The 21,301-nt window shown below is 66.9% G+C and carries 13 protein-coding genes and 1 tRNA gene; 5 read left to right on the plus strand and 9 right to left on the minus strand.

Features of this window, described 5'->3' with window-relative positions; translation table 11 throughout:
- Positions 1 to 34: 34 nt before the first annotated feature.
- Positions 35 to 4,456: a LamG-like jellyroll fold domain-containing protein gene (locus AB0H52_RS17870; RefSeq protein ID WP_357948626.1), complete on the minus strand. Its 4,422-nt coding sequence runs from the start codon at positions 4,454 to 4,456 to the stop codon at positions 35 to 37.
- 1,227 nt (positions 4,457 to 5,683) lie between these two features.
- Here AB0H52_RS17870 and AB0H52_RS17875 point away from each other — a divergent pair.
- On the plus strand, positions 5,684 to 11,200 hold the full coding sequence (locus AB0H52_RS17875) for an RHS repeat-associated core domain-containing protein (RefSeq protein ID WP_357948629.1): 5,517 nt from the start codon (positions 5,684 to 5,686) through the stop codon (positions 11,198 to 11,200).
- A 563-nt stretch (positions 11,201 to 11,763) separates the two neighbouring features.
- Here the strand turns inward: AB0H52_RS17875 and AB0H52_RS17880 are convergent.
- Positions 11,764 to 11,895 (minus strand): hypothetical protein, encoded by a 132-nt coding sequence (locus tag AB0H52_RS17880; RefSeq protein ID WP_357948632.1) that lies wholly within the window; start codon positions 11,893 to 11,895, stop codon positions 11,764 to 11,766.
- A gap of 158 nt (positions 11,896 to 12,053) precedes the next feature.
- Between AB0H52_RS17880 and AB0H52_RS17885 the strand changes: the two genes are divergently transcribed.
- Complete coding sequence (locus AB0H52_RS17885) at positions 12,054 to 12,509, plus strand: hypothetical protein (protein WP_357948635.1); 456 nt, start codon at positions 12,054 to 12,056, stop codon at positions 12,507 to 12,509.
- A 673-nt stretch (positions 12,510 to 13,182) separates the two neighbouring features.
- Positions 13,183 to 13,255, plus strand: a tRNA-Arg gene (locus tag AB0H52_RS17890).
- Positions 13,256 to 13,276: 21 nt separating this feature from the next.
- Here AB0H52_RS17890 and AB0H52_RS17895 read toward each other — a convergent pair.
- From AB0H52_RS17895 to AB0H52_RS17910, 4 genes are all read right to left on the minus strand, one after another.
- Positions 13,277 to 13,600, minus strand: coding sequence for a DoxX family protein (locus tag AB0H52_RS17895; RefSeq protein WP_151492573.1), 324 nt, complete (start codon positions 13,598 to 13,600; stop codon positions 13,277 to 13,279).
- A gap of 189 nt (positions 13,601 to 13,789) precedes the next feature.
- The gene (locus AB0H52_RS17900) at positions 13,790 to 14,548 is read right to left on the minus strand and encodes a hypothetical protein (RefSeq protein WP_151492575.1); all 759 of its coding nucleotides are present in this window, start codon (positions 14,546 to 14,548) and stop codon (positions 13,790 to 13,792) included.
- Between the two features lie 38 nt (positions 14,549 to 14,586).
- Positions 14,587 to 15,186: an ATP-dependent Clp protease proteolytic subunit gene (locus AB0H52_RS17905; RefSeq protein WP_151492576.1), complete on the minus strand. Its 600-nt coding sequence runs from the start codon at positions 15,184 to 15,186 to the stop codon at positions 14,587 to 14,589.
- 136 nt (positions 15,187 to 15,322) lie between these two features.
- The gene (locus tag AB0H52_RS17910) at positions 15,323 to 15,808 is read right to left on the minus strand and encodes a helix-turn-helix domain-containing protein (protein WP_151492578.1); all 486 of its coding nucleotides are present in this window, start codon (positions 15,806 to 15,808) and stop codon (positions 15,323 to 15,325) included.
- Between the two features lie 186 nt (positions 15,809 to 15,994).
- Between AB0H52_RS17910 and AB0H52_RS17915 the strand changes: the two genes are divergently transcribed.
- Complete coding sequence (locus AB0H52_RS17915) at positions 15,995 to 17,008, plus strand: potassium channel family protein (protein ID WP_151492579.1); 1,014 nt, start codon at positions 15,995 to 15,997, stop codon at positions 17,006 to 17,008.
- Positions 17,009 to 17,030: 22 nt separating this feature from the next.
- On the opposite strand, the gene AB0H52_RS17920 is transcribed toward AB0H52_RS17915, so the two are convergent.
- Positions 17,031 to 17,516, minus strand: coding sequence for a MarR family winged helix-turn-helix transcriptional regulator (locus AB0H52_RS17920; RefSeq protein ID WP_192580466.1), 486 nt, complete (start codon positions 17,514 to 17,516; stop codon positions 17,031 to 17,033).
- Positions 17,517 to 17,598: 82 nt separating this feature from the next.
- Here AB0H52_RS17920 and AB0H52_RS17925 point away from each other — a divergent pair, with 82 nt between their 5' ends.
- The gene (locus AB0H52_RS17925; protein ID WP_225854779.1) at positions 17,599 to 18,243 is read left to right on the plus strand and encodes an NAD(P)H-dependent oxidoreductase; all 645 of its coding nucleotides are present in this window, start codon (positions 17,599 to 17,601) and stop codon (positions 18,241 to 18,243) included.
- Between the two features lie 67 nt (positions 18,244 to 18,310).
- Here the strand turns inward: AB0H52_RS17925 and AB0H52_RS17930 are convergent, their stop codons facing one another.
- Both AB0H52_RS17930 and AB0H52_RS17935 read right to left on the minus strand, forming a co-directional pair.
- Positions 18,311 to 19,345: a 2-oxoacid:ferredoxin oxidoreductase subunit beta gene (locus AB0H52_RS17930; RefSeq protein WP_151492586.1), complete on the minus strand. Its 1,035-nt coding sequence runs from the start codon at positions 19,343 to 19,345 to the stop codon at positions 18,311 to 18,313.
- Positions 19,338 to 21,185 (minus strand): 2-oxoacid:acceptor oxidoreductase subunit alpha, encoded by a 1,848-nt coding sequence (locus AB0H52_RS17935; protein ID WP_151492587.1) that lies wholly within the window; start codon positions 21,183 to 21,185, stop codon positions 19,338 to 19,340. The genes AB0H52_RS17930 and AB0H52_RS17935 overlap by 8 nt, the downstream gene beginning before the upstream one ends.
- Between the last annotated feature and the right edge of the window lie 116 nt (positions 21,186 to 21,301).

Raw genomic sequence — 21,301 nt, forward strand, 5'->3', positions numbered from 1 at the left:
CGGGCACTGCAGTGCCCGGCCCACGCCCGGTGGTTCACCAGCCGCTAGCGATTTGTGTGCGGGTGCCCAGCAGGCCGCCTGCGGCGCCGGGGTACATCCAGAGGTTGCCGGTGGAGTTTTCTCGGGCGATGACGTCGGGTTTGCCGTCGCGGTTGAAGTCGGTCAGTCCGAATGAGGTGTAGCCGCCCCAGCCGACTCCTACCTGCGTCACGCCGGTGACCGGGACGTCGTAGAGGCGCAGGATGCTGGTGCTCGCGAGTCGGGTGTAGATGTCTGGGGTGGTGTCACCGACGACGTTGGCGATGCCGAATGGGCTGAAGTCGGTCGTCCAGCCTCCGCCGAGTCCTACCCGGGCCGTCTTGCCGCCCTTGAGGTCGCCGGGGTAGTTCCACATTTGGCCGGTGGAGTCGGCGGCGATGACGTCGTGGTAGCCGTCTCTGTTCCAGTCGGCTACCCCGAATGGGCGGTAGCTGCACCAGCCGCTGCCGAGGAATGTGGGCGTTGGGCTGAGGTCGTCCGTGGTGCCGAGGAAGACCTGGAGGTTGCAGGAGGTGTTGTCGCGAACGACGAGGTCTTGGTATCCGTCGTGGTCCATGTCGGCGATGCCGAGGCTGGTGAATTGGTTCCATCCCGTCGACACGAGGCTGGGAGCGGTATTGAGCTGATTGTCCTGTCGGTGGTATTTCCACAGGTTGCCGCTGGTGTCGGCGGTGTAGACGTCGGTCTGCGGGGTGCCGGTGCCGGGCGGCGTCCAGGTCGTCGCGCCGAACGAGGTGAAAGGTCCGGTCGCGGCGGCGCTTGCCTGCGCTTGCTGCGGCGTGAGGGTCCGGTTCCACACCTCGAGGTTGCTGAGCATGCCGGCGTAGTAGGCGGTGGGCGCGCCCAAATACTTGTAGCGGCCGACGACGAATTTGCCGGTGCTGGGCCAGGTCGGCGTGGCGGTGAACTGGGCGCTGCCCTTGAGTTGGTTGTTGACGTAGAGGGAGATGGTTCGGGTGTCGGCGTTGTAGGTGGCGACGAGGTGTGTCCAGACGCCGAGTGCGGTGCCGGCTGGGGTCACGACTTGGGTGTAGGACCAGCTGCTGTCGGTGTTGCCCAGGCCGAAGCGCCAGGTGTTGTCGCTGGCGTTGTTCCAGAGCAGGAAGCGTGAGGCGTTGGCGCCGTCCTCGCTGGCGATGACGCCGCCGGCGCCGGTCGGCTTGGCCCACACCGAGATGCTGAACGATTTGGTGGTGTCGATCAGCGGCGCGGCGTTGTAGAGCGCGCTGTTGCCTTGAGAGACAACCTGCGTGCCGGTGTCATCGACGTTGAGGAACAGGGCGGGGCTGAACAGTTCGTCGCTACGCCACCTGGCGTGGATCTTGTCCGCGGCCTGGTCGGGGTCCTCGAGGCTGAGTGCTTTGCCACCCGATACGTCTTCGGCGGTGGTGACCTGGGCGTCCTTGTTGTCGTCGAGTTGCCAGGTGTGTTGCGAGGTGATGAGGGTCTGTGGCGGCTGCGCGGTGATGGTGGCGCTGCTGGCTTGCAGGTTGCTCACCAACCACATCGTCGTTGTCGCGCCCGCGCCGATGGTCGCGAGGTCGGGGGTGCCGTTGAGGTCGAAGTCGGCGCTGCGCAGCATGAGTGAGGCGCCGGTGTTCCAGCCGGAGTTGGCGAGGATTCGCGGCGTGTAGGTCAGCTGTCCGGTTTCCTCGCTGAAGGTGAGGTCGGACCACAGGTGCAGTGCGCCGGTCGTCTTGTTCCACAGGAACATCGCGGTGCCGGTGCTCATTTGTGTGGTGGCCAGCGTCCAGTTGTTCCAGGCGGTGTCGCCCGTGGGGGTGAGAGCTCCGGTCGAACGCGTCATGAAGCTCGCGGAAATCTCGCCGAGGCTCGGGTAGTAGGTCAGTCGATACCCGGTGGACGGGTCGCCGCTGGTGCCGATCAGGTCGGGAAATTCGAAGGCACCTCGGCGGCTGTCTCCCGCGTTGGCGAGTTGGATCGGTAGCTGCCCGTATTCGTCCGCTAGCTGGTCGGTCAGGAGGTTGAACTGGCTGACGTCCAGGACTGGAGTTGGTGTGGTTCCGTCGCCGTTGCCGGCGGTGACGCTGCCGGTGCCGTTGGTGGGGTAGTAGGCCAGGACGTCTTGAAGGCCGGTTCCGGTGAACCGTCCGGTGATCACTTGCGCTCCGTCGAACTCGGCGGGTGAGTTGGTGCCGCTGAAGCCGTTGCCGCGGGTGCCGATGTTGGTGATCCGCGGATTGACACCGGTGGTGCCATTGTTCTCGGCGAGCCAGATGCCTGGCTTGAGGTTGTTGACGGAGCCGACTGTGACGAGGTCTGGTCTGCCGTCGCCGGTGAGGTCTGCGTCAACCGCGCGCATGGTCGGCCGCACAGAGTTGAATATCAAGGGTGTGGTGTCGCCGAAGTTCGTTCCGTTCGCGGTGACGCTGGTGACGCTCAGAGTGTTGGTGAAGCGGGTCGGGGTGATGGTGATGGTGGCGTCGCCGTTGGCGTCGGCTTGCCTGGTGAGTGGGGGCATCTCGTTGAGCTGGTATACGTAGCTGGTTGGTGTGGTGCCGGTCGCGGGAGCCTTGACCTGGAATGTGGCGGCCTCGCCTACCTTGCTCGTTTCCGGCGGGATCACCGTCGGCGGTGCCGCACGTGTGGCGTCGAAGGTGAACCGGCATGTCGCCGACCAGGCGCTGGGCCTGCGGAAGTCGGTGACCTGCACTGCCCAGGCGAAGGTCGTGACCACTGGCTTGCCGGCGGCGTCCTGTGAATTCTCCCTGAGTTTGTCCAGAGGAGCGATGCGGACCGCAGTGCTGCCCGACGGGTAGGTGAGCAGGTTCGGGTCGCTGGTGACAATGGCTTTCTGGGCGGGGTCGCTGTCTTTCCACAGCTTGAAGCTCACGCCGAGCGTGCCACCGTTGGGGTCGGACACCGGGGCGTAGAGCGTGACCTCTGTATCACCGACGACCGTGGGGGTGGCAGCCGCGCATGCCGTGGTGGGAGCAGTCTTCATCCCGGTCGGGGTGTTGGGCGTGTGGTTGTAGCGGATGGTGAGGGTAGGGCTGGTCGCGAGGAACTTTTTCCAGCTCTCGATGTCGGTGGCTTCGTTCCCAGCCACCATCCACAACGTGCGGACCGCCTTTTGGTTGGCGACGTCGGTTCTGATTTGGCCGCTGATGTCGAAGGAGACACCGTCGGCGGGGCAGCCACTGTAGCCGTAGGCAAAGCTCTTCGAGGCGATTGCACTGCCCTTGCTGACGCCTTCCCAGTAACCCCAGGTGGCGTTGGACTGGGCCAATGTCGTGCTGGGGCCGTAGATGTTGACGGTCTTGGCGGTGCAACTCCACGACCACGTATTCGTGATCTTAAATTGTGCGTCGAGGATTTCCGCACCCTTCAACGTCCCGTAGGGCACGGGGAAGTTGATCAGCGTGTTGCGGCGTTGGCTGCCGGTGTTGCCGACCTGCATATGCCCATCAGGGTCGGGAGTGTTCTTCCAGTAATTGCTCGACTGGTGCTGATAGGAAATCGTCGCCCAGCCGGACATGCTCTGTCCAACTGGCGTCCAATTGAATGTTGGGTCGATGTAGACCGGGTAGACCGTCTTCGGGTCGGCCAGCAATTTGTTGTTCGGGGTCAGGTTCAACTTCCCGGGCGTGATCGCCACGTCTACCGCGGCGGTCTGGGCACCCGGACCCGGGGCGACAACAGTGGAAACGGGTGCACGAGCGGCCGGGGCGGTGCCGGTGGAGTCCCACATGGCTGGCGCTGGTGCGGTGAGCACGGGCTGGTTCGCCCGGTCCCGGCCCGTGATATTTCCGACCTCGTCCGAGGTGAGGGTGACGCCCGTGGTGGTGGTGGTCAGCTCGATGCTGGCGAGCTGGGGGTTGGCCGCTGCGGCGGAGTTCTTGACGACGAAGACGTGGGAGAAGGAGCCCTCGCCCGTGACCCGAATGACGAGGTCCACGCCGGGAAACACCTCGGTGTACGTCGCGGTCGGGCCGGAAAGGATCGGTGCCGGCAGCGCCGGAGCGACGGCCATGGCGAAGTGTCGGTCGCCGCTGGTCATCTCAGCGAAGGGCCCGGCTCCGCCGGCAGACACGCGGACCGGTGTTGTCGTGACGGCCGCAGTGATGCTGCCGTCGGGGTGCCGAACCAGCGTTGGGTCGAGGTTCTTCCACTGGCCGGCAACCCGTGTACGGGTCGGCACGGCGCTCTGGGTCAACTCGACCACGCCGTCGGGGTTGGCGGTGACCGTCGTGGTGGGTGAGCCTGCGGCGGTTGCCTCGACCGGCTTACCGGTTCGTTTGGCCTGCGCCATGGCCTGGTCGACGCCGAGTGACGCGCCCGTCCTCGCCGCAGGTTTCGCCGAGGTGGAGGCCGAGGCGGCTACGGGTGTGGCGGTCAAGGTCATGATGGTGCTGGCGGCGAGAACGCTGGCGGCCACGCCTGCGGCGGTGACCATCCTGTGGCTTCTCGCCCCGTAGGTATGCCGTTTCCCGGGCATGAAGAGGTGCCTCCCCCATGGCTGTTGTCCGGAGCGCGAGGTCCGCGTCCGACGCGGCCACAGTGAAGCACCGCGTACCGCCTTCGAGGAACGTTCACCTCACGCGGACCTGTCCCTTTCGAAGCAACTGGAGCGCTTTGCTCACCCAAACATGATCAATCGTTACTTGCCCGTGACCATCCGGGTCGTAGGACGTGAAAGATTATTCCGCGCCGCGAGCGTGTGCGATCAGACACTCTGCGTGGCCTTTCTTCTATGTCGCAGGGGTGGGTTCGGATGGTCGGGCACGGGGGTACGCGTTTGCTAACTCGGCGCAGACGACTGGTCGCGATGGTGGTGGGCGCATCGTTGATTGCGGGTCTGCTGTCGGGTTCACCTGCGGCGGCGAAACCGCGAGACGACCAGCCGGCGGAGCCTCCGGCGACGTCGCCCGGACCGTCGGTCAAGGGGGTCAAGCCGCTACCGACGAGGTTCGTGAAGCCACCGGACGGGGCGAAGCACTCCTACACGCCGACGCGGACCTCGTGGCCGAAGGCGTCTTCTGCGCGGCTGGCGTTGACGCCGCCGACTGATCGGTCGGCGGCTCCGGTGAAGGCGCGTGCGGCGGGCACGCCCGTCTGGGCGCAGCCCGTGGCGGTCGCCGGTCGGTACGCGGCTCCGTCGAGCGTGGACGTGCAGGTCGCCGAGCCGACCGCGGCCAAGGCCGCCGGGGTCGATGGCGTGCTGCTGTCGGTGCGTCCGGTGGGTACTCCTGGTTCTGGCCCGGTTCGTGTCGGCGTGGACTACGGCGCGTTCGCGGAGGTCTTCGGCGGCAACTACGGCTCACGGTTGACGCTGGTGCGGCTACCCGCCTGCGCGTTGACGACACCGAAGGCGGCGCAGTGCCGCACAGCGACACCCCTGGCGGCGACCAATGATCTCGCGGCGCGATCGGTGTCTGCGGAGATCCCGCTGGCGGCTACCGACGTCCAGAAGGCCAGCGGTTCCACGGTGCTGGCGGTGGTGGCGAGCGCGGCCGACAACGGCGGCGACGGGGGCACCTACGCGGCGACGGACCTGAAGCCGTCCGGGTCGTGGAGCGGCGGGGGGAACACCGGGTCCTTCACCTACTCGTATCCGATCACGGTCCCTCCGGCAGCGTCGGACCTGACGCCGACGGTGGCGCTGTCGTACGACTCGGGCAGCGTGGACGGGCAGACGGCATCCACCAACGCGCAGTCCTCGTGGGTTGGTGACGGCTGGTCGACCCCACACTCGTATGTCGAGCAGACGTTCGCCTCGTGCATGGATGACCCAGGCGGGTCGGCGTCACCGGTGAAGACATCCGACCGCTGCTACGACGGGCCGATCCTCACCCTGTCGTTGAACGGGTCGTCGACGGCGTTGGTGTGGGATGCGACCAAGAAGGTGTGGAAGCCTGAGTCGGACAACGGTGAGGTCGTCACCCACGTCGAGAACTCCGGCAACGGGTCCGGCACCTACAACACCGACTACTGGCGGGTGACGCTGCGCGACGGCACCGTGTACGAGTTCGGACGCAACCGGTTGCCGGGCTGGACTTCCGGCAAGACGGCCACGAACTCTGTCGATCACACGCCCGTGTACTCCCCGCATTCCGGTGACCCCTGCTACCAGTCGTCGGGCTTCACCGCGTCGGTGTGCACGATGGCCTACCGGTGGAATCTCGACTACGTCACCGACGTGCACGGCAACGCGATGGCCTACTACTACGACCAGGACACCAACTTCTACGGCCGCAACATGGGTGCCAGCGACGTGTCGTACATCCGCGACAGCCACCTCGCGCGCGTCGACTACGGCTTTACCGCGGGCGGCGCCTACGGCACCGTGCCGAACCGGGTCGTGTTCAACTCCGACGCCCGGTGCGTGTCCGGGACGTGTAAGCCGTTGAACGCCTCCACGAAGGCGAACTGGCCGGACGTACCGTACGACCTGGTCTGTGACTCCGGCGTCGACTGCGACGACTGGAGTCCGTCGTTCTTCTCCACCGTTCGCCTGACGTCCATCGAGACGCAGCAGTACGACACGACGACGTCGAGGTACGAGAAGGTCGACTCTTATGCGCTGACCCAGACCATGCCCGCCACGGGCGATGCCACCTCCCCGACGCTGTGGCTGGGCTCGATCACCCGTACCGGGCACGACCTCAGCGCCGGCGGGTCGGCCGATGCGATCACCTTGCCATCGGTGTCCTTCACAGACATCAAGCTGGCCAACAGAGTCGACGTCGCCGGTGGGTTGTCAGCGTTCTACCGGCGACGTATCGCCACCATCACCACGGAGACTGGCTCGGTGATCAATCCCAGCTACGAGCTGCCCGTGCCCTGCGCGGCCCCGGTCACGACCGATCCGGCCAACAACACGAGGTCGTGCTACCCGGCTTACTGGACTCCGGATGGCGTGGCGGAGCCAAAGAAGGACTGGTTCCACAAGTACGCCGTCACCCGGGTGACCTCCACCGACCCGACCGGCGGCGCCGCCGCCTTGTCGACCAGTTACCAGTATCTGGGCGGCGCGGCGTGGCACGTCGATGAGAACGAGGTCGTTAAGGCCAAGTACCGCACCTACGGTCAGTTCCGCGGCTACGCCAAGGTGCGGACGTTCACCGGCGATGGCGTCAACGACCGACGCACCCAGGCCGACGTCGCCTACTACCGGGGCATGTCCAAGAACAACACCACCACGACGGTCACCCTGACCGACTCCGCCGGCGGTAGTCACGAGGACATCGACGAACTCGCCGGCAAGGAACTCGAATCAACTCGATATCTCGGCGAGAACGGGCGGGTCGAATCGTCGACGATCACCTCGTACTGGGTGTCCGGGGCGACCGCCACCCGTAGCCGGACGGGCCTGGCTGCCCTGACCGCCCAATGGGTACAGCCGATCAAGACCTACAGCCGGCAGGCGATCACCAGCGGGACGTCGACAACCTGGCGGTACACCGCCACCGACAGCAGCTACGACGCGAACATCACCAGTGCGACTCTCGGCGAGCTGAAGCACAGCTACACCTACACCGTGCCCGCCGACCCGGCCTACGACCAGTGCAGCACCTACACCTACGCGCCGGTCAACACCGGTAAGAACCTGGTCGGCTTGGTCGCCGAAACCGAAACCGTCGCCGTCGCCTGCGCGGGTTTCCAGCAGGGCAGCCCGGCCAGTGAGCCCGGAAGCGTCAACACCCTGTCCGCCCCGACAACGGTCAACCGACCGGCCCAGGTGGTGAAGGCGCAACGTACCTTCTACGACGACACCGATTTCTCCACCACCTTCCCCCAGCCCACCGCGCCCACCAAGGGCAACCCCACCATGACCCAACTCGCGGCGGACTGGACCTCCAGCACCTACCAGTGGCAGACCGCCAGCAGGTCGACCTACGACTCCTTCGGTCGAGTCGCCGACAGCTACGACGGCAGGGGCAACAAGACCGCGAGCGGCTTCACCATGAACGCGGCGAATCTCGTCGTCGGAACGTCGACGACGAACGCGTTGAACCAGTCGGTGTCCACCACCGTCAACCCACGCCGGGGAAGCGTGCTGACCAGCACGGACGCCAACCAGGTCACGACCCGGCAGCAGTACGACGCGGTAGGCCGAAACACCGCGGTGTGGCTGAACTCCCGGCCCACCAGCAAAACGGCCAACCACAAGTTCAGCTACACCGTGTCCAAGACCGGTGTGACCGCCGTGCTCAGCCAGACGATGAACAACTCCGAGCAGTACACGCGCTCGGTCACGATCTACGACGCCCTGCTGCGCAGCCGCCAAACCCAAACGATGACCCCGACCGCGCAAGGCGGACGAATGGTCACCGACACGTTCTACGACACCCACGGCTGGGTCCGCGCCTCGAACAACGGCTGGTGGGACGACGCCAACCTGCCACAGGTCACCACCCCGGTGTCAGCCAGGGACCTGGGCAAGCAGGTACCGAACCAGACCTTCACCACCTACGACGGGCTCGGCCGGCCGGTCATCGTCGTCGCCGCGAAGAACGGCGTGACCGTCTCGACGACCACCACCGCCCACGGCGGTGACCGCACCACCGTGATCCCACCCCAGGGCGGCGTCGTGACCGCCACGGTGACTGACCCGCTGGGCCGCAAGAGCGAACTGCACGAATACAGCAGCACGCCCACGCTGACCACGCCAGCGGACACCTTCAGCGGCGCCTTCACCGTCACCGGCGGCACGGCCGCCGTGAGCAAGTACGGCTACGACAGCCACGGCAACCAAGCCACCCTCACCGACGCGGGAAGCCAAGCCACCCCCGGCGCCACGAGCAACGTCTGGACCTCCACCTACAACCTGCTCGGACAGGTCGTCGCCAAGTCCGACCCCGACGCGGGCGACAGCACCATGCGCTACGACGCCAACGGCAACCTCACCCAGTCCACCGACGGGCGAGGCAAGACGCTGTCCTACACCTACGACGCGCTGAACCGTAAGACTGGGGAGTACGCCGCCTCCGTCGAGACCCAGTCGGCGGCGAACCAACGCGCCGCGTGGATCTACGACAACAGCAACACCGTCTCCGGCGTCACCAACCCGATCGGCCAGTTGACCACCACCATCGCCTACCGCGACGGCCAGGCCTACACCACCCAACAAAAGGGATTCGACGTCTTCGGCAACAGCCTCGGCGTCACCATCACCATCCCCGCCAGCGAAGGCGCACTCGCCGGATCGTACGTCTTCGGACACAGCTACACCTCCGTACTGGGCCTACCCCTGACCGACACGTACCCATCGAAGGGCAGCCTCCCCTACGAAACCGTGGTGCACGGCACCACCGGCGCGTTCGACCTCCCCAACAGGATCGGCGGCCTCGCCGGATACACCCAAAACGTCAGCTACGACGCCTGGGGCCGGGTGACCCAGCAACAAATCGGCTCGTCCACCAGCTTCGCCAACGTCACCAACATCTACGACACCCACAACAGTCGACTGAAGAACCAAACCATCACCCGATCCACCGCAACACCAGCAACCGTGGACACGCAGGAATACGAGTACGACCCCGCAGGCAACATCACCCAAAAGATCAGCAAGCGCTACGGCGCCGTCACCCCGGCCGAAACCCAGTGCTACGGATACGACGGCCTCGCCCGACTCACCGAAGCCTGGACCGCCACCGACGCCTGCGCCACCGCGCCCACCGATGCCAACAAGTCCATGGTCGGCAACACCATCGGCGCCGGTAGCGCCTACTGGACCAGCTGGCAGATCGACCTCATCGGCAACCGAACCAAGCAGGTCGCACACAACCTGACCTCCGGCGGCAGCGACACCACCACCAGCTACGTCTACGACGGCAACGGGCAAAACCAACCCCACACCCTGACCTCCACCACCACGACCGGCGGCTCGACCGGCACCACGTCCTACGCCTACGACAACGCCGGCAACACCACCGGACGCAATGCCGCCCAAGGAAACCAAACCCTCACCTGGGACGACGCCGGCAAACTCACCGAAGTCACCGGCGGCACCAGCGGCGACAACACCTTCATCTACGACGCAGACGGCACCCTGCTGCTACAGAAGGAACCCGGCAACAACACCCTCTACCTGCCCGGGCAGCAACTCACCCTCAACACCGCCACCAGTGTCGTCACCGGCAACCGCTACTACGCACTCCCGGGCGGCGGTAGCTGCATCCGCACCGGCACCGGCACGGCCTACACCTTCGCCATCGCCGACCACCAGGGGACGCCAACCCTCTACCTCGACAGCACGGCCCAGAACCCGACCTGGCGGCAGTACACCCCTTACGGCGCACCACGAGGCGCCAGCGTCGCTACGCCGGACAACCACGGCTTTCTGAACAAACCGATGAGCCCGACCGGGCTCACTACCGTCGGCGCCCGCTCCTACGATCCGATGCTGGGGCGGTTCATCTCCATCGACCCGCTCCAAGACGCGGCCCAGCCACAACAGTGGAACGGCTACTCCTACACCAACAACACCCCAGTGACGTCCAGCGACCCCACCGGCCTCATTCCCGAGGACTGCATGCACTTCGACTGCTACGGCTACAGTCCGAGCACGGGTTGCCCTGATGGGTGTGGTAGTACCACCAATGTGGAATGGGGTCGGGCTAGCGGAAAGAGCACTACACGCTCGCGGAAGCGGACCGAGGGCATCAATGCGCCCGCCTTCTACACGAAGGGCCACCAAGGATGCCCCAGCTGGAAGCCGTGTCGAGCCGATTCCGCAAAGCCTAAGCCCGAACGTCCGCGACCTGAACCCGGACCTGCTGTCCCCGACCGGGGTGATTACGACCCGTGGTGCGAGAACAATAAGCCGAAATGCGATGGATGGACGTTCTCGCACGACGGTACGTGGCAGACCTCCGAGTGGACTCCCGCCTTCTGGAACGATCTCGGCTTGTCCAAATGGGCTGCAGGAGTTGCTTTGGGCGGCCTTGCAGGCTGTGGGGGCTGTGCCGCAGTTGGGGCCGTGCTTGGTGTGATTAAGGAGCGGTGGTTCCAGTACCGGACACGCGAGAAGATTGAGAAACGCTGGGTGGGCGGCCGCGAGGGTGGTCGCTGGCAGTATCGATCCGTTGGCGCAGAGCAGCAGATGCGCGAGAAGTGGCTCTTCGAAGGTTTCACGCACCCATACACAGTTGTGACGGACTGGGAGGAGGATAACAGCTATTACCAGACCGGTTGATGATGGACAGGTAGGCGATGTGGGTCGATTTTCGACTGTAATTAATTGGTCTATTGCCTTTGTTGGCATCGCCTCCTCGCTTATATTCCCGTTTATGGTCGTCCTTGGTAAGAGTAATCTCTGGACGGTTGTGCTCGGGTGGCCCCTCGGGATTCTTTTGGCTTGGGTCATTGCAAAGCGCAGGAGGCTGGGCAGGCGTACCCGGCGTTGGGTAATGAGTAGGGGCATCTTTGCGATTTTTGTGGTGATGTTCGTTCGCGACAACGGCTAGTGGTCGAAAGGCTGGCTCAAGGTGGAGGCGAGGGTCGACCGATCTTGGTCGGCCCCACTCGATCCTGCGATATTCCTTCGCGCAGTTTTCCGCCTGACCGGTGCTGGCTGCCGTCGTGAGGTGTCGGGGCACCTTTGCGCAGCAGCCGACGAGGCTATGTTGACGAAGCGGCGTCGCAGGACGCTTGGCGCCAGGTCTTGATTGAATAGGTCTGGTGCCTGCTGTCGATGGTAAGGCTGGTTAGTGCCGGGAGTCAGAAGGGGGGTCTCAGAGCCAAAGCAAAGTCGGTTGGTCACTGAGTGGCTGCGTTGAGTAGCGCCGGGATGAGCATTTTGTCGGCGTGGTGTCGTTCCATGATCTGTTTAATTCGGGTGTGGCCGGCGAGGCGGATCAGGGCGAGGGTGAGGTTGCGTAGGGCTGCCATGGTGTGGGCGACGTTGCCGAGGTAGGCGTGGTGGGTGTCTTCGCCGAGGAGGACGTCGCGGATCCAGTGGACCTTGTTCTCGATTCCCCAGTGGCCGCGTACGTGGGCGGCGATCTCGGAACGTGAGATTTGACGTGGCTTGCCAAAAGGTTAATGCCTTGCTCATGTCGGTGATGGCGGTAGCCGTCGGCACCTTGTTTGGTGCCTGCGGCTCGCCGCAACCGTCGCCGGTGAGAGCTGAGGATTTTCTGGGCGAATGGTGTTCTGCTCAACGAGATCAATTGAACCTTGATGTTTTAGGTGAGTTCAGGTCGTCCGATCTCTCTCATGAATTCCTCGCCGTATTGCAGGATGACGACGAGTACACGGAAGAGTCTGTACTCAAGCGAGACTATGGCGGTGAATTCCCTGCTTCCGGCCGCGGTACTTGGACGTGGAGTGGTCCTTTAGCGTCTCCTCGCCTGCGCTTGGAATTTGTGGCGCTAGGTCTGTCTCGTAAGCCGATTTCCGGTGAGTTGATGGCCCGGCGCGACGGTCAGGGTGAGCCCAGCTTGTTCGGATACGAGGACGACCCAGACGCGGGTTACGCGGTCAAATTCGTCAGATGCGGCTAACGCGTCTAGGCCGCGTCTAAGCCGGAATCCGTGGATTGGCTTTTTTGGGCGATATCGGAGGCGACGCGGGTCACCGCGGCCGACTGTCGGTCGCAAACCGGGTTTCGTGTGCCCGGCCCGGCGGCAGGGCCCCAGCAAAGTCGGCAGGTGATGCCGAGTAGTGCCCGGGGCGGGTGCTGTCGCGGGCGTGATGCCGGTTGCGCCTGGTGCACGAGCAGGTTGGTGATGGCGTAGACGGTCTCAGTTGTGAAGCGTTCGGCTGGTCGAGGCGGCGTCTGCGGCGACGGATCTGGATGGGTTGGGCGGCGTGCGGGAGGTCGACGTCGTCTTCCTCGACCGAACGAACCTAACCTGCGACACGACGACCAGCCACCGCCTGGCTGATCGCGACCTGGCCGGAATCCCCGTGGGAGGCGGCACCGATCCGGGAGGAGCGGGCAGCCCCACATGATCTTCGATGATGTGCGCGGTGTGTGCTCTCCAGCGGATGCCAACCGGGGTGAACCGGTGCCAACGCGGGTCACCGCAGCCGACCTCCCGGTCGCAAACCGGGGTTTGTGTGCTCCGGGTGTGCTCCTGGGCTGGGAAAACAGGGGTCCGGGTGACGTGGGTGAACGTGGGTCACTCCCTGCCACCCCCGGTGAACCTCCATGTCGTTACACTGGCCACTCGCGCCCTCGTAGCTCAGGGGATAGAGCATCGGTTTCCTAAACCGTGTGTCGCAGGTTCGAATCCTGCCGGGGGCACCTCGTATGACCACCCGTGGATCACCAGTGGTAGGTCAGGTTCACGGTCAGCGTGGTCACCACCGTGACGAAGAAGACGGCCCAGCCCACGAGGTGGCGGGAGCCCACTCGCAGGTGCGCGATGAGCGCGCCGATGAAGTACAGCACCAGGCCGGCGGCGGCGAGTGTCCCCAGCAGTGGCACGGCGAATCCGGCCAGCAGCCCGAGAGATCCCGCGGCCAGCGCCATGCCCAGGAACGGTAGCCACGACCGGGGCACGCGTTTCATGTCCGCCTGCGCCTTCGGATAGGCGTGGCCGATCAGGTAGGTGACGGCGGCGATGCCGGTGAAGACCGAGGCGAGGATGGTGACCGTGACGTAGGCGACGAAACTGGGCTCTCCCTGTGGTTGTCTGCCTCAGGGACGAGCCGGAGCGTCGGGATGTTACCGACATCCGTGTGACCTGGAGCACAGCCGGAGAGTGGCTACGTCAAGATCCGCGCACGTGCCCCGCAGGTGCGCGGATCTTGACGGCGTAACGCGCCAGCTCGTACGTCAGAAGTACTTGTACATCTCTTCCGAGGCCGGCTCGGTGTCCTTGGCGGGCGGGGCGGTGACCGTGACCGGCTCACCGAAGCCGCTCATCCGCATGTCGGTGACGAGATCACCGAGGCTCTTCGTGGCGATCGTGTAGGAGAGCGCGGTGAGTCGACCGTCGGCGTCGACCGTGGCCTCGAACGGGATCGACTTCGGGTCCTTGGCGAGCTTCGCGGACGACTCGATGCCCTCGCGCATTCCGGTGCTGCCGGTGGCGGCGGCGGCCGCCTTCTCCAGGTCGGCGGTGCCGGTGTAGCGGCCGCCGCCCGTCTCCTGAGCGGACACGATGCCGCCGACGAGGCCGGTCTGTGAGGTCAGGTCGAAGGACTGGCGCAGGGAGCTGCCCGGCTTGAGCTTGGTGAGGTCGAGCGTCGTCCACGGCTTCCCGCCGTCGAGCGATTCCATCTTGAGGTAGGCGGTGTCGCCGATCAGCCGAGCCTCCATCGGTTCGGGTGCCTTGCCGGTGACCTGGAGGGTCTTGGCGGCGGGGTCCATCTTGCCGCTCATGGTGATCGCGTTGGGGCCCGCCTTGACCGAGGCGTCCATGGTGACCGTTCCGGCGAGGCTGCGGTTCATGGCCTGCTGGATCGTGGCGACCGGGTCGAGCTTGGACGGTGTGGGGGTGGGCGCGTTCGCGGCGGTGTCGCCGGAGGTGGTGCCGCAGCCAGCTATGAGGACGGCGAGGGCGATCGAGAGGACAGGGATCAGTCGACGCATAGACGCGACCCTAACGGCGACGGGCGACACGCGGGGGGTCAGACCCCCGGCAGCTGCTCGGCTCGGGTGAGCACCTGGTCGATGAGGCCGTACTCCCGGGCCTGCTCGGCGGTGAACCAGCGGTCCCGGTCCCAGTCGCGCTGGATCTCGTCCAGCGTCCGTCCACTGTGCTGGGCGATCAGCTCCTGCATGGTCCGCTTCACATGCAGCATGTTCTCGGCCTGGATGGTGATGTCCGAGGCGGTGCCGCCCATCCCGCCGGACGGCTGGTGCATCATGATCCGCGAGTGCGGCAGTGCGTACCGCTTACCGGCCGCGCCCGCGCAGAGCAGGAACTGCCCCATCGAGCCGGCGAATCCGAGCGCCAGCGTGGCCACGTCATTGCGGACGTAGCGCATCGTGTCGTAGACGGCCATCCCGGCGCTCACCGACCCGCCCGGCGAGTTGATGTAGAGGTAGATGTCGCGTTCGGCGTCCTCGGCGGCGAGCAGCAGAATCTGCGCGCAGATCTGGTTGGCCGACTCCTCGGTCACCTCCGTGCCGAGGAAGACGATCCGCTCCCGCAACAGCCGCTCGAACACCTGGTCACCGAAGGTCGGCTGCGCGCCGTCCACCATCCGTACGCCGTACCCGATCATGTGTCGTCGCCTTCCGCCGTGCCGGCGGGCGGCGGGACCGCCCGGTGGACCGGCCCCTCCAGCGTGCGTGCGACGGCCGTCGCCGGCCCAGCGAATCTGCCGCCGGCAGATTCGCCGACGGCAGAACCGGCGCGGCCTACGCGGCGGTCAACCGCCGCGCGCCCGCCCGGGACCGCACGCAGCCCAGCAGGGCGGCGGTACGCGGACCGCGGCGCGAGCCGCCAGCGGAGGCCGTCGCGCCGACGCGCAGGGTCGGCCCGGCAGCCCCCGGCCCCCGGTCCAGGATCGGTCGGCCCGTGCGCAGGGTGTGCTGACCGGCGACGCGGCGGGCCACCTCCACCCGTTCGAGGCGGGTCAGCGTGGCCCGTGGCGCGCTCGGGATGCGGGGCTCGACCCGGCGCAGGTCGTCGCGGGCCTCTTCGAGGAGATCGGAGAGGCGGATGCCGAGGGCGCGGCAGATCGCCGCGAGCACCTCCGAGGAGGCTTCCTTGCGCCCCCGCTCCACCTCGGAGAGGTAGGGGACCGAGACGCCGGCGGCCGAGGCCACCTCACGCAGCGTGCGGCCCTGGCTCTGGCGCAGCCGACGCAACACTCCGCCGATCACTCGTCGCAGCAACGACATGCGGGCCTCACTCTCGCGGTCGTCTGGCGGACACCCCCATCATGCCCGTTCATCGGCACCCTGGCCGACCCGTACCGCCGCCCGAAGCTGGCCGATCGTTGTCCTGTGCGCAACCCCGGCGTGCGGTGCACGGCGTACCCGCTATGTTGTGGGCGTGCAGGCGACGGTGGCGGGGCAGGTTCGACGGTGATCCATTTTCCCGCGCAGCGCCGTGGCCCGCTCAGCGCGCTGAGCCTGCGGCTGGCCGCCGCCCTGGGCCTGGTGTTCGCCGTGGTCGCCGCGGTCTATCTGGGCCGGGACGGCTACCGCGACGTCAACGAGGACGGCCTGACCCTGCTCGACTGCTTCTACTACGCGGTCGTGTCGCTCTCCACGACCGGTTACGGCGACATCACGCCGGCCTCCCAGTCGGCCCGGATGGTCAACGTCCTCTTCGTCACGCCGGCCCGGGTGCTCTTCCTGATCATCCTGGTCGGCACCACTCTGGAAGTTCTGACCGAGCAGTACCGGACCGGCCGTCGCCTGTCGCGGTGGAGGAGAACCGTGAAGGACCACGTCATCGTCTGTGGCTACGGCACCAAGGGTCGCAGCGCGGTCTCCGCGCTGATGGAGAACGGTCTGGACCGCTCCCGCATCGTGGTGGTCGAGCGCAGCGCCGCCGCCCTGCGGCAGGCCACCTCCGCCGGGCTGGTGGCGATCGAGGGTTCGGCGACCCGGTCGTCGGTGTTGAACGAGGCGCATGTCAAGAACGCGAAGGCAGTGATCATCGCGACCGACAGTGACGATGCCTCGGTGCTGGTGGCGCTGACCGTCCGGCAGCTCACGGCCGGGCAGGTCAGGATCATCGCGGCGGCCCGGGAGGCGGAGAACGCTCCGCTGCTCAAGCAGAGCGGCGCGCACCACGTGATCGTCTCCTCGGCCACCGCCGGTCGACTGCTCGGCCTGTCGACGTCGGCGCCGCCGCTCATCGACGTGGTGGAGGACCTGCTGACCCCCGGGCAGGGGATGGCGTTGGCGATGCGCTCGGCGGAGCGGGACGAGGTGGGTCGCTCGCCGCGCGAACTGGACTCGCTGGTGATCGCCCTGGTGCGTCGGGGCAAGGTGGTCACCCTGGCCGACCGGGCGGGTGCGGTGATCGAGACCGGCGACATGCTGGTGCACGTACGCGACGACCGCCCGCAGTCCACCGCGACCGCCTGAGATCACGCCGGACGCGGCGGCGTCAGCAGGCGTCGATGTCGGTGTCCGTGCCGCAGATCGTCTCGGTGCAGGTGACCTGCGTGGTGGCGGCCCGCCGGAGCAGCTCGTAGAGCGTCTCCCGCTCGGCTGGCCCCAACGCCCCCAGCACCTCGTCCTCGGCGCTCGCGAGGGCACATTCGGCCTCTTTGAGGCTTTTCGCCCCATCGTCGGTGAGTTCGACGACGTGCCGTCGGCGGTCCTGCGGCGACCGGCGGCGCTCGATCAGCTGCTTCGCTTCCAGGTCGTTGAGCAGCCCGACGATGTTGGTGCTGTCCATCTCCAGGGTGGTGGCGAGCGCCTGCTGGCTGGTGCCACCGCCGGCGCGCAGCACCGTGAGCGCGACCAGGTGTCGAGGTCGCAGGCCCAGCGGCGCCAGTACCGACTCCGCCCGTAGTCGCATCCGCCGGGCCAGGTGGTCCAGCAGTGCCCCGGAGCGGTGCTCCGAGGGCTCCAGGGGCGGGGCGGACATGTGACCCAGTCTACCGAGCCCACGGAACATCTGCCTGCTATAAATAGTTGGTGCTTCACAGACGATTCCTGGAGGAGGAATAATGAACTTGCTGCATATCGACTCGAGCATCCGCGGCGACTGGTCGGTCAGCCGGCGGCTCACCGCCCGCGCCGTCGCCACCTGGCGTGCGGCCCACCCGGACGGCACGGTCACCTACCGTGACCTGGGTGCCGAACCGCTGCCGCACCTGGACGCGGACGGCGGACTGGCCCGGATGACACCCCCGGACCAGCACACGCCGGCGCAGCGCGAGTCCTGGGAGCTCAGCGAGCGTCTGGTCGACGAGGTGAAGCAGGCCGACGTGGTGCTGCTCGGGCTGCCGCTCTACAACTTCGGCGCGCCCAGCAGCGTCAAGTCCTGGGTCGACCACCTGATCGTCCCCGGGCTGGCGTACGACCCGACGACGCAGGAGGGCCTGCTCGGCGGCCGCGAGTTCGTCGTACTGGCCACCCGGGGTGGCGGCTACGGCGAGGGCACCCCGCGCTACGGCTGGGACCACGCCGAGCCGTGGCTGCCGCACGGCCTGTCGATGACCGGCATGCAGCCGCGCTTCATCAGCGCCGAGCTGACCCTGGCACCCTCGGTGCCGGCGATGGCCGAGCTGATCCCGCTGCACGAGGCGAGCCTCGCGGCGGCCGAGAAGGAGATCGACAACCTCTGGACGCCGGCCTCCGCCCAGCGCTGAACAGCCGGTACGACGAGAGCGGCCGTCCCCGTGTCCGGGGACGGCCGCTCTCGTCAGTGCGTACGGATCAGATGATCGTCCAGGTGTCGCCGCTGCCCAGCAGGCCGGCGAGCTGCTGCTCCGGGGTCTCGGTGACCGTCGCCTTCGCGGCGGCGAGCTGGCTCTGCACCACGCTGTCGTACGACGGCCGGTCCACCGAGCGGAACACCCCGATCGGGGTGTTGCGCAGGTCCAGGCCGGGCAGCCGGGACAGCGCGAACGCGTACGCGGGGTCGGCCACCGTCGCGTCGTGCACGACGATCTCCTCCGGCCGGACCGTGCTGGTCTCCCGGACCTCCAGGCCGAAGCCGCCGGGCGGGTGCACCACGCAGAACCGCCCGTCCGCCCCGAAGGTGATCGGCTGGCCGTGCTCCAGGCGGATCAGGTAGTCGTCCCGGGTGGACGGGTCCTTGAGCTGCTCGAACGCCCCGTCGTTGAAGATGTTGCAGTTTTGGTAGATCTCCACGAACGCCGAGCCCTCGTGTTGGGCGGCGGCGCGCAGCACCGACTGCAGGTGCTTGCGGTCGGAGTCGATGGTCCGGCCGACGAAGCTCGCCTCGGCGCCGAGGGCGAGCGAGAGCGGGTTGAACGGAGCGTCCGCCGAGCCGGCCGGGGTCGACTTGGTGACCTTGCCGACCTCGGAGGTGGGCGAGTACTGACCCTTGGTCAGGCCGTAGATCCGGTTGTTGAACAGCAGGATCTTGAGGTTGACGTTGCGCCGCAACGCGTGGATCAGGTGGTTGCCGCCGATGGAGAGGGCGTCACCGTCGCCGGTGACCACCCAGACCGACAGGTCCGGCCGGGACACCGACAGGCCCGTCGCGATCGCCGGGGCGCGCCCGTGGATCGAGTGCATGCCGTACGTGTTCATGTAGTACGGGAAGCGCGACGAGCAGCCGATCCCGGAGACGAAGACGGTCCGTTCCCGGGGGATGTTCAACTCCGGCATGAACTGCTGGATCGCCGCCAGGATCGCGTAGTCACCGCAGCCGGGGCACCAGCGCACCTCCTGGTCGGACTTGAAGTCCTTGGCGGTGAGCTTGAGAGCGACGGGCTCAGACATTCTTCAGGACCTCTTCCAGCGTCGTCTCCAGCTCGGCGGCCGTGAACGGCAGGCCGCGGACCTGGTTGTAGCTGATCGCGTCGACCAGGTAGCGGGCCCGGATGACGTGGGCGAGCTGGCCCAGGTTCATCTCCGGGATGACCACCTTGTCGTAGGAGCGCAGCACCTCACCGAGGTTGGCCGGCATCGGCGCCAGGTGCCGCAGGTGCGCCTGGGCGATGGACAGGCCGCGCTGGCGCACACCGCGGCACGCCGCGCCGATCGGCCCGTACGTCGAGCCCCAACCGAGGACCAGCACCCGGGCGTCGCCGTCCGGGTCCTCCACCTCGATGTCCGGCACTCGGATCGTCTCGATGCGGGCGGCCCGGGTGCGCACCATGAAGTCGTGGTTGGCCGGATCGTAGGAGATGTCACCGGTCTTGTCGGCCTTCTCCAGACCGCCGATGCGGTGCTCCAGCCCCGCCGTGCCGGGGATCGCCCACGGGCGGGCCAGGGTCTCCGGGTCGCGCAGGTACGGCAGGAAGGTGGTGCCGTCGTCGCCGTTGGGCTCGGTGGCGAACTCGACCCGCAGGTCGGGCAGCGACTCCACGTCGGGCAGCAGCCACGGCTCGGAGCCGTTGGCGACGTAGTTGTCGGACAGCAGGATCACCGGCGTGCGGTAGGTCAGCGCGATCCGGGCCGCCTCCAGCGCGGCGAAGAAGCAGTCCGACGGTGACCGGGGCGCGATCACCGCGACCGGCGCCTCGCCGTGCCGGCCGTAGAGCGCCATGTTGAGGTCGGCCTGCTCGGTCTTGGTCGGCATGCCGGTCGACGGGCCGGCGCGCTGCACGTCCACGATCACCAGTGGCAGCTCCAGGGCCACCGCCAGGGAGATCGTCTCGCTCTTGAGCGCCACACCCGGGCCGCTGGTGGTGGTCACACCCAGCGACCCGCCGTACGACGCGCCCAGCGCCGCGCCGACGGCCGCGATCTCGTCCTCGGCCTGCATGGTGAGCACACCGAAACGCTTGTGCTTGCTCAACTCGTGCAGGATGTCCGACGCCGGCGTGATCGGGTACGCGCCCAGGAAGACCGGCAGCCCGGAGCGGACCCCGGCGGCGACCAGGCCCAGCGAGAGCGCCGCGTTGCCGGTGATGTTGCGGTAGGTGCCCGGCTGCATCTTCGCCGGCTTGACCTCGTAGCGGACCGCGAAGTCCTCGGTGGTCTCGCCGAAGTTCCAGCCGGCCGTGAACGCGGCCACGTTCGCCGCGACCAGCTCCGGACGGGCCGCGAACTTGCGCTCCAGGAAGCGCAGCGTCGACTCGTACGGCCGGGAGTACATCCAGGAGAGCAGGCCGAGGGCGAACATGTTCTTCGACCGCTCGGCGTCCTTCTTGGACACCTCGTGGGCGGCGAGCGCGCCGACCGTCATCGACGTCAGCGCCACCGGGTGCACGACGTAGCCGGCCAACGTGTCGTCGTCGAGCGGGCTGCTCTGGTAACCGACCTTGGCCAGGTTGCGCTTGGTGAACTCGTCGGTGTTGACGATGATGTCCGCGCCGCGCGGCAGGTCGGCCAGGTTGGCCTTGAGGGCCGCCGGGTTCATCGCCACCAGCACGTTGGGCGCGTCGCCCGGGGTGAGGATGTCGTAGTCGGCGAAGTGCACCTGGAAGCTCGACACGCCGGGCAGGGTGCCGGCGGGGGCCCGGATCTCGGCGGGGAAGTTGGGCAGCGTGGAGATGTCGTTGCCGAGCTGCGCCGTCTCCGAGGTGAACCGGTCGCCGGTCAGCTGCATGCCGTCACCGGAGTCACCGGCGAACCGGATGACCACTCGGTCGAGTTGACGGATCTGCTTGGTCACTGTGCCACCTTCGTTCGCGACATGATGGTGACCTCGCTCTGCCCGGCCACGGGACCTCCTTGACGCAACCTCGCACCGCACCGCCCCAGGCTGGTCCGGCCGCTGTCGTTCCTCAC

Origin of the sequence: Micromonospora sp. NPDC050695, from assembly GCF_040654415.1 — a bacterium.
Lineage (GTDB): Bacteria > Actinomycetota > Actinomycetes > Mycobacteriales > Micromonosporaceae > Micromonospora.

Excerpts from the sequence above, each read along its gene's own strand:
- AB0H52_RS17905 (WP_151492576.1), bottom strand. The coding sequence starts at position 15,186 with ATGATCGGGTACGGCGTACGGATGGTGGACGGCGCGCAGCCGACCTTC.
- AB0H52_RS17880 (WP_357948632.1), bottom strand. The coding sequence starts at position 11,895 with ATGGCAGCCCTACGCAACCTCACCCTCGCCCTGATCCGCCTCGCCGGC.
- AB0H52_RS17930 (WP_151492586.1), bottom strand. The coding sequence starts at position 19,345 with ATGTCTGAGCCCGTCGCTCTCAAGCTCACCGCCAAGGACTTCAAGTCC.
- AB0H52_RS17920 (WP_192580466.1), bottom strand. The coding sequence starts at position 17,516 with ATGTCCGCCCCGCCCCTGGAGCCCTCGGAGCACCGCTCCGGGGCACTG.
- AB0H52_RS17900 (WP_151492575.1), bottom strand. The coding sequence starts at position 14,548 with ATGCGTCGACTGATCCCTGTCCTCTCGATCGCCCTCGCCGTCCTCATA.
- AB0H52_RS17870 (WP_357948626.1), bottom strand. The coding sequence starts at position 4,456 with ATGGTCACCGCCGCAGGCGTGGCCGCCAGCGTTCTCGCCGCCAGCACC.
- AB0H52_RS17910 (WP_151492578.1), bottom strand. The coding sequence starts at position 15,808 with ATGTCGTTGCTGCGACGAGTGATCGGCGGAGTGTTGCGTCGGCTGCGC.
- AB0H52_RS17925 (WP_225854779.1), top strand. The coding sequence starts at position 17,599 with ATGAACTTGCTGCATATCGACTCGAGCATCCGCGGCGACTGGTCGGTC.